Source organism: Janthinobacterium sp. KBS0711 (assembly GCF_000988085.1).
Classification (GTDB): Bacteria; Pseudomonadota; Gammaproteobacteria; order Burkholderiales; family Burkholderiaceae_D; genus Janthinobacterium; species Janthinobacterium lividum_E.
The window spans coordinates 24,963-31,598 of sequence record NZ_LBCO01000019.1; the positions used below are offsets into that span (position 1 = coordinate 24,963).

At 65.0% G+C, this 6,636-nt stretch carries 7 protein-coding genes; 4 read left to right on the top strand and 3 right to left on the bottom strand.

The features are described 5' to 3' along the window. Positions 1–33 precede the first annotated feature (33 nt). Positions 34–843, top strand: coding sequence for an oxidoreductase (locus VM94_RS11095; protein ID WP_046683554.1), 810 nt, complete (start codon positions 34–36; stop codon positions 841–843). Positions 844–877: 34 nt separating this feature from the next. After that, complete coding sequence (locus VM94_RS11100) at positions 878–1,885, top strand: NADP-dependent oxidoreductase (RefSeq protein WP_046683555.1); 1,008 nt, start codon at positions 878–880, stop codon at positions 1,883–1,885. A 1-nt stretch (position 1,886) separates the two neighbouring features. On the opposite strand, the gene VM94_RS11105 is transcribed toward VM94_RS11100, so the two are convergent. Both VM94_RS11105 and VM94_RS11110 read right to left on the bottom strand, forming a co-directional pair. Next, positions 1,887–2,657, bottom strand: coding sequence for a LytR/AlgR family response regulator transcription factor (locus VM94_RS11105; protein ID WP_046683556.1), 771 nt, complete (start codon positions 2,655–2,657; stop codon positions 1,887–1,889). Continuing rightward, positions 2,654–3,727 (bottom strand): sensor histidine kinase, encoded by a 1,074-nt coding sequence (locus tag VM94_RS11110; protein WP_046683557.1) that lies wholly within the window; start codon positions 3,725–3,727, stop codon positions 2,654–2,656. The genes VM94_RS11105 and VM94_RS11110 overlap by 4 nt, the downstream gene beginning before the upstream one ends. A 137-nt stretch (positions 3,728–3,864) precedes the next feature. Here VM94_RS11110 and VM94_RS11115 point away from each other — a divergent pair, with 137 nt between their 5' ends. Further along, complete coding sequence (locus tag VM94_RS11115; RefSeq protein ID WP_046683558.1) at positions 3,865–4,716, top strand: DUF2306 domain-containing protein; 852 nt, start codon at positions 3,865–3,867, stop codon at positions 4,714–4,716. A 23-nt stretch (positions 4,717–4,739) separates the two neighbouring features. Here VM94_RS11115 and VM94_RS11120 read toward each other — a convergent pair whose 3' ends face one another. Next, entirely contained in the window at positions 4,740–6,245 is a 1,506-nt protein-coding gene (locus VM94_RS11120) for an anion permease (protein ID WP_046683559.1), read from the bottom strand. A gap of 289 nt (positions 6,246–6,534) precedes the next feature. Here VM94_RS11120 and VM94_RS29315 point away from each other — a divergent pair. Continuing rightward, positions 6,535–6,636 (top strand): LodA/GoxA family CTQ-dependent oxidase (locus VM94_RS29315; RefSeq protein ID WP_046683589.1); only part of this gene is annotated, 102 nt, incomplete at its 3' end.

Sequence of the window (6,636 nt, forward strand, 5' to 3'; positions counted from 1 at the left end):
TATCCAACGCTGTCAACTACTGAAAGAACTGTCATGAAAAACAAGAAGATTGCCCTCGTCACCGGCGCCTCGTCCGGCATCGGCGCGGCCACGGCCCGGCGCCTGGCGCAAGCGGGCTACACGGTGTACGGCACCAGCCGCCGCGGCGGACAAGCGGCCGCAGCCGGCCATGCGATGCTGGCGCTCGACGTCACCAGCGATGCGTCCGTCGCTGCCGCCGTGGCAGAGGTAATCCAGCGCGAAGGCCGCATCGACCTGCTGGTGAATAACGCCGGTTTCGGCGTGGCCCCGGCCGGCGCCGAGGAAAGCAGCGTGGCGCAGGCGCAAGCCATCTTCGACACGAATTTCTATGGCGTGCTGCGCATGACCCTGGCCGTGCTGCCGCACATGCGAGCCCAGGGCGGCGGGCGCATCCTCAATATCGGCTCCGTCGTGGGCTTTTTGCCCATGCCCTATGGCGCACTGTATTCCGCCACCAAGCACGCGATCGAGGGCTACACTGAATCGCTCGACCATGAAGTGCGCGGCTGGGGCATCCGCGCCAGCGTCATCGAACCGGCTTACACGAAAACCACGTTCGAAGCCAATCTGCTGGCGCCCGATACCCCGCTGTCCGCCTACCGGCAAGTGAGCGCGGCCATCACCAGCCGGCTGCAAACGCTGATGGCCGGCGCCGACGATCCGGCCATCGTGGCCGACGCCATCCTGGCGGCGGCGCAGGCAAGCAAGCCCAAGCTGCGCTACACGGCCGGGCCGCTGGCGGCGCGCTTGCGCCTGATGCGCCGTTTCATGCCGGCCGCGCTGCTGGACGCCGGCTTGCGCAAGGACCTGCGCCTGGCCTGAACGCCAGCATTTCACAGCATTCAGAGAGAACATCATGCAAGCTTTGCAACTTAAAAAATACGGCGGCCTCGATCACGTGGCGTTTGCGGAACTGCCCCGCCCCACGCCCGGCCCCGGCGAATTGCTGGTGCGGGTGCACGCCGTGGGCCTGAACCCCATCGACAACCTGATTCCCAAGGGCGACTTCAAGCCGATCTTGAAAACGCGCTTGCCGGCCACCCTGGGCAGCGACCTGGCCGGCGTGGTCGCGGCCGTCGGCAGCGGCGTCACGCGCTTCACAGCAGGCGACGCCGTGTATGCGAGCATTTTCGACACGCCACACGGCAGCCTGGCCGAATTTGCCATCGTGCCCGAACAGGCGGCCGCGCTGAAACCGGCGAATCTCGATTTCGTGCAGGCGGCGTCGATTCCCATGGTGGGCCTGACGGCGTGGCAAGCGATGCATGAGCGCATGCAACTGAAGCCGGGCCAGAAAGTGTTCATCCCGGCCGGTTCCGGCGGCATCGGCACGTTCGCCATCCAGCTGGCCAAGCATCTGGGCGCCCGCGTGGGCACCACCACCAGCACGGCGAACGTGGAACTGGTGCGCGGCCTGGGCGCCGATGAGGTCATCGACTACAAGAAACAGCCGTTCGAGGACGTGCTGCGCGATTACGACGCCGTGCTGGGCACGGTGCGCGGCGACGGCCTGGAAAAAGCCTTGCACATCGTCAAGCCCGGCAGCCGCGTCGTTTCGCTGGTCGGCCCGCCGGACGCCGCATTTGCCCGCGCGCGCGGCATGAACGTGGTGCTGAAACTCGTGTTTGGTTTGCTCAGCCGCAAGATCATCGGCCTGGCGCAGCGGCGCGGCGCCAGCTACGCCTTCCACTTCGTGCGTCCCGACGGCAGCCAGCTGGCGCAGATCGCCGGCCTGATCGAGGCGGGAACCATCCGCCCCGTCATCGACAGTGTGTTTCCTTTTCTTGAGGCGAAACAGGCGCTGGCTTACCTGGCGCAGGGCCGCGCGCGGGGCAAGGTCGTGGTGCAACTGCCCGTGTCCTGACTCACATTTGCCTGAAATGGTGCAGATAGCTGCGGCTGACGGGCAAGGTTTCATCGCTGCCGCGCAAATGCAGCTGCGCCGTTTCATTTACTCCCCGCGTTACCTGGCTGACATACGCCAGGTTGACGATGACGGATCGGTGCGTCTGCACGAAGCGGGCCGGGTCCAGTTCTTCGCCCAGTTCCTTGATGCTCTTGCGTATCAGGGCTTCGCCCTCTTCCCATGCCACCAGCGTGTATTTCTCTTCGGCCCGCAGATAACGCACTTGCTCTACGGGAATCAGGCGCACGCTGTTGCCGACCGAGGCCTTGATCCATTGCAACGAGGCTGGCGGCGCGGTGCGGCCGCCCAGACGCAGGGCCAGCTGGTCCAGCACGGCGTCGAACGCGCCGCCATCGGCCAGCGGGCCTGGCAACTGGCGTTGCAATCGCTGCACCGTGTCGGCCAGGCGCGCCGGATCAACGGGTTTCACCAGATAATCGATGGCACCCTGCTCGAACGCCTGCAATGCGTACTGGTCATACGCTGTGACGAACACGAGTTGCGCGCGGCGCGCCAGCGCGCGCGCCGTGGCGATGCCATCGATGCCCGGCATGCGGATGTCGAGAAAGACAATGTCAGGTTGATGCAGCTCAAACAATTCAAGCGCTTCGGCACCGTTGCGCGCATCGCCGATCACGGACAAGGCCGGCCACAGGCTGGCCAGGTGGCTGCGCAGGCGCTCGCGCAGCAGCGGTTCGTCGTCCACGATCAAGGCGGAAGCTGGTTTCAAACGATGTCTCCGGTAAAGTTAAAGTGCAGTTCGGCGCGCACGCCATGGGGCGCCACTTCATGCAGTTCCAGGCGAGCGCCAACGCCATACACGGCCCGCAGGCGGCTGCGCACGTTTTGCAAGCCCGTGCCCGGCTGCGCTGTCTCGGCCATGCCCACTCCCGTATCGCTGACCCACACGCATGCCGTGCCGCTGGCAGCGTCCAGCGCGGCGCCAACGTCGATGCGTCCGCCATCCACACCGGGATCGATGCCGTGGCGCACGGCGTTTTCCACCAGCGTCAGCAGCGCCATCGGCGGAAAGCGCAAGGTGGCCGCCTGCGGGATGCTGGCCACGTCGAACTGCAGACGGTCCGGCATGCGCATCTGCATCAGTTCCAGGTAGGCGCGCACCAGCTGCAATTCCTGCCCCAGGGTCGCGGCCTCATCGGTCAAACGCGGCATGGCGGCGCGCAGATAGGCGATCAGCTGGCGCAGCACAGGACCCGCATCGGGCGAACCGGACGCCACCAGCGCCTCGACGTTGGCCAGGGTATTGAACAGGAAGTGCGGCTCGATCTGCGCCTGCAGCAGGCGCAGGCGCGCGTCCAGCAGCTGGCGTTCCAGGGTGTTCTGGGTCAGCTCGATTTGCAGGCGGTCGGCCCGTTCGCGCTCGCGCCGCTCGCTGCGCATGGCCAGCAGGGAAAACAGCAGGCCGAAGATGATGGCCAGCACGACCATGATGACGTGGCCGATGATGTCGGCCGTTTTCGCCATCGGCGTGGCATACTGGCCGGGCCGCGTCGCCAGCAAGAGAAACAGGGCGGCCAGCGGGGCCGTCAGCACCACGGCGGTCACCCGCGCGGCGGACAGGGACAACCAGCGCGGGCGCAAGGCGCCGGCCGCCGAATAAGCCAGCAGCAAGGCGGCGCCCAGGAAGCCGATGCGGCCGAACACCGCCGGGTACGCCGTGCCGCTGAACAGATGCAGCAGCCACGACAGCAGCAAGGTAAACACCGTCACGATGAGCGCCTGCCGCGCGGTGGGCAAGATGGGGCTGATGCGGCGGACGGTGGCGGGCGTGGAACTCATGGCGCCACGATACCCGCGATACGCCCGCCGTTCAAGCCTTGAAAACCGCCGTTCGTCGCACGCGCGCCAGCCTTGCCGCCACGTGCAGACCGCCGCTGGCTATCTTGACGGCTGATTAACACTGCCAGGAGACAGCCATGCCATCCGCAACTTCCGCCGCGCACGCCATTCCGGCGCCACGCCAGGCCGCTTCCACGCCATGGGCCGCGAGGGCGCTGTCCGCCTCCGCCCGCTTCTGGTTCCTCGCCACCGTCATCGGCCAGCTGTTCTTTGCCGCCTACATCGTGGCCCTGTATGGCGGTACCGCCGCGCGCGGAAATTTGCCTGGCTGGAACGCCGTCATGTCGCATGGCCACGTGCCCGGCGATGGCGCGGGCAACGTGGCGACCGGCATCCACCTGCTGCTGGCGGCCATCCTCATGCTGGGCGGCGCGCTGCAACTGGTGCCGCAGGTGCGCCGTCACCTACCCGCTTTGCACCGCTGGAACGGCAGGGTCTACCTGGCCGGCGCCGTGCTGGCCGCCTTGTCCGGACTATATATGCTGTGGTGGCGCGGCGCCGTGGGCGATACGACGCAGCACCTGGGCATCAGCCTCAATGCCGTGCTGATCCTCGTCTTTGCGGGCCTGGCCCTGAAGAAGGTGCTGCGGGGCGACATCGCGGCGCACCGGCGCTGGGCGCTGCGCCTGTTCCTGGCCGTCAGCGGCGTGTGGTTTTTCCGCGTGGGGCTGATGTGCTGGCTGGCCGTCAACGGCGGCCCGGCCGGTTTCGATCCCCAGACGTTCACGGGTCCGGCCCTCAGCATTCTCGCCTTTGCCCAGTATCTGCTGCCGCTGGCCGTGCTGGAAGCCTATCTGCGCTGCCGCGATGGCGGCAATGCGATGCTGCGCCTGGGCATGGCGGCCGTGCTGGCGCTGCTGACGGTGGCGATGAGCGCGGGCATCGCCGTGGCCGCGATGGGCATGTGGCTGCCGCGCATGCATGGGTGAAAGGCAGGCAGCCGTTTTGCCGTCTACCAGTAACCGAGCACCTTCCACCACGTCGTGCCGACGACGGCAAAGATCAGCAGTTCCACCACGCACATGATGAAGCCGACGCGCCACCAGTTGCCCATCGTCACGAAGCCGCTGCCGAAGATAATGGGCGAAGTGCCCGTCGCGTAGTGGGTCAGCGTCATCATGATGGCCGAGCCGGCCGTCATCATCAGCATAAAGGGCACGTGGTATTCGGCCGGGATCAGGTGCAGGCCCACCGTCAGGAAGGCCAGCAGCATGGCGCTGATGTGGGCCGTCGTGCTGGCGAAGAAGTAGTGCGAGAAGACAAACACCAGCACGAGCACGCCGGCAATCGGCAGCCAGTCCATGCCGCTGGCAACGATGGCCGCCTTCATGCCGGCCGAGAACCAGGCGATCACGCCCGTCTTGTTCAGCTGCTCGGCCATCATGACGAGCGCGCCGAACCACACGAGAGTGTCCCAGGCGCTCTTTTCCGACAGCACATCGTCCCAGTCGATGGTGCCCGTGATGATCAGCACGAACAAGCCGACAAAGGCGACCACCGTCGCATCGAGCGAAAACGCGGGGCCGAACAGCATGGCCGGCACGTTGGCCCACAGCAGCAGCAACAGGGCGAAGGTGCCCAGCATGACTTTTTCCGACGGCGACAGCGGGCCCATGCCTTTCAGTTCCGCCTTGGCATAGGTGACGGCGTCGGGCGTGGCTTTGAGTTCCGGCGGCGACAGCCAGTAGATAATCAGCGGCATCACCAGCAGGCAGACCAGGCCCGGCAGCAGCATGCACAGGGCCCAGGTGGTCCACGTCAGGTGGAAACTCTGGCCGCTGGCCTTGGCCACGAAGTCAACCACGAGCGGGTTGGGCGCCGTGGCCGTGAGGAACATGGCCGACGTGATCGGGTTGGCGTGGTAGTTGACGAGGGCCAGGTAGGTGCCGACCTTCTTTTCCGTGCCCTTGGCCGGGTCCGAATCGAAGGCGTTGGCGATCGATTTCATGACGGGGTGGACGATGCCGCCGCCGCGCGCCGTGTTACTGGGCGTAAATGGCGCCAGCACCAGTTCGCAAATAGCCAGGCCGTAGCCGATGCCCATGGTGCGCTTGCCCAGCAAGGAAATGAACAGCAGGCCGATGCGGCTGCCCAGCCCTGTCTTTTTCAGGCCGCGCGAAATCAGGATCGCCACGACGATCAGCCAGATCAAGGGATTCGAAAAACTGCTGAGCGCATCCGTGATGGCGCCCTTGGACGAAGTCGACGTCACTTGCGACAAGGACACGATAACGATGGCCATCATGGCCATCACGCCGATCGGCATGACTTTCAGGATGATCGCCAGAATCGTGGTAAGGAAAATCGCCACCAGGCCCCAGGCCTTGGGTGTCAAGCCTTCTGGCGCCGGCAGCAAGAGCATGCTCACCAGCAAGGCCGTGCAGATCAGGGCGGGGACGAGGCGGAATGGGACGGCTTCCTTGAAATGCAGGAACAGGTCGCGCACTGTTTTATACATCATGATTTCCTTTGCTGGACAGGCATCCTGGCGGGCGGTGGCACCCGCGTGGATTGGTGATAGTTCTTTTTAGCAACATCATACAAGCTCATGCGGCACTACCCTGCCCCGTTACGCCTGCGCGTGTCGGGAAACTTTCGAATCGTTGACTTGAGCGGTATCAGAGCGCCGGCAAATATCGTTGACCAGTGACAATGGGTGACTTTTTTGCTAATTTTTCCCTGTATCTTTCCCTGTAGCTGCCGCCAGATATGCCACCAGGATTGCCAACCTTTCAGGGGAAAACTTGATGAACAGCACGGAACAGTACTCGATACACCCATCCATCGGCATTGCCCGCGTGGGCAACAGCCATGATTCGTTTTATCTGGCGCCGGAATCGATCGGCGGG

Excerpts from the sequence above, each read along its gene's own strand:
- VM94_RS11095 (WP_046683554.1), top strand. The coding sequence starts at position 34 with ATGAAAAACAAGAAGATTGCCCTCGTCACCGGCGCCTCGTCCGGCATC.
- VM94_RS11120 (WP_046683559.1), bottom strand. The coding sequence starts at position 6,245 with ATGTATAAAACAGTGCGCGACCTGTTCCTGCATTTCAAGGAAGCCGTC.
- VM94_RS11100 (WP_046683555.1), top strand. The coding sequence starts at position 878 with ATGCAAGCTTTGCAACTTAAAAAATACGGCGGCCTCGATCACGTGGCG.
- VM94_RS11110 (WP_046683557.1), bottom strand. The coding sequence starts at position 3,727 with ATGAGTTCCACGCCCGCCACCGTCCGCCGCATCAGCCCCATCTTGCCC.
- VM94_RS11115 (WP_046683558.1), top strand. The coding sequence starts at position 3,865 with ATGCCATCCGCAACTTCCGCCGCGCACGCCATTCCGGCGCCACGCCAG.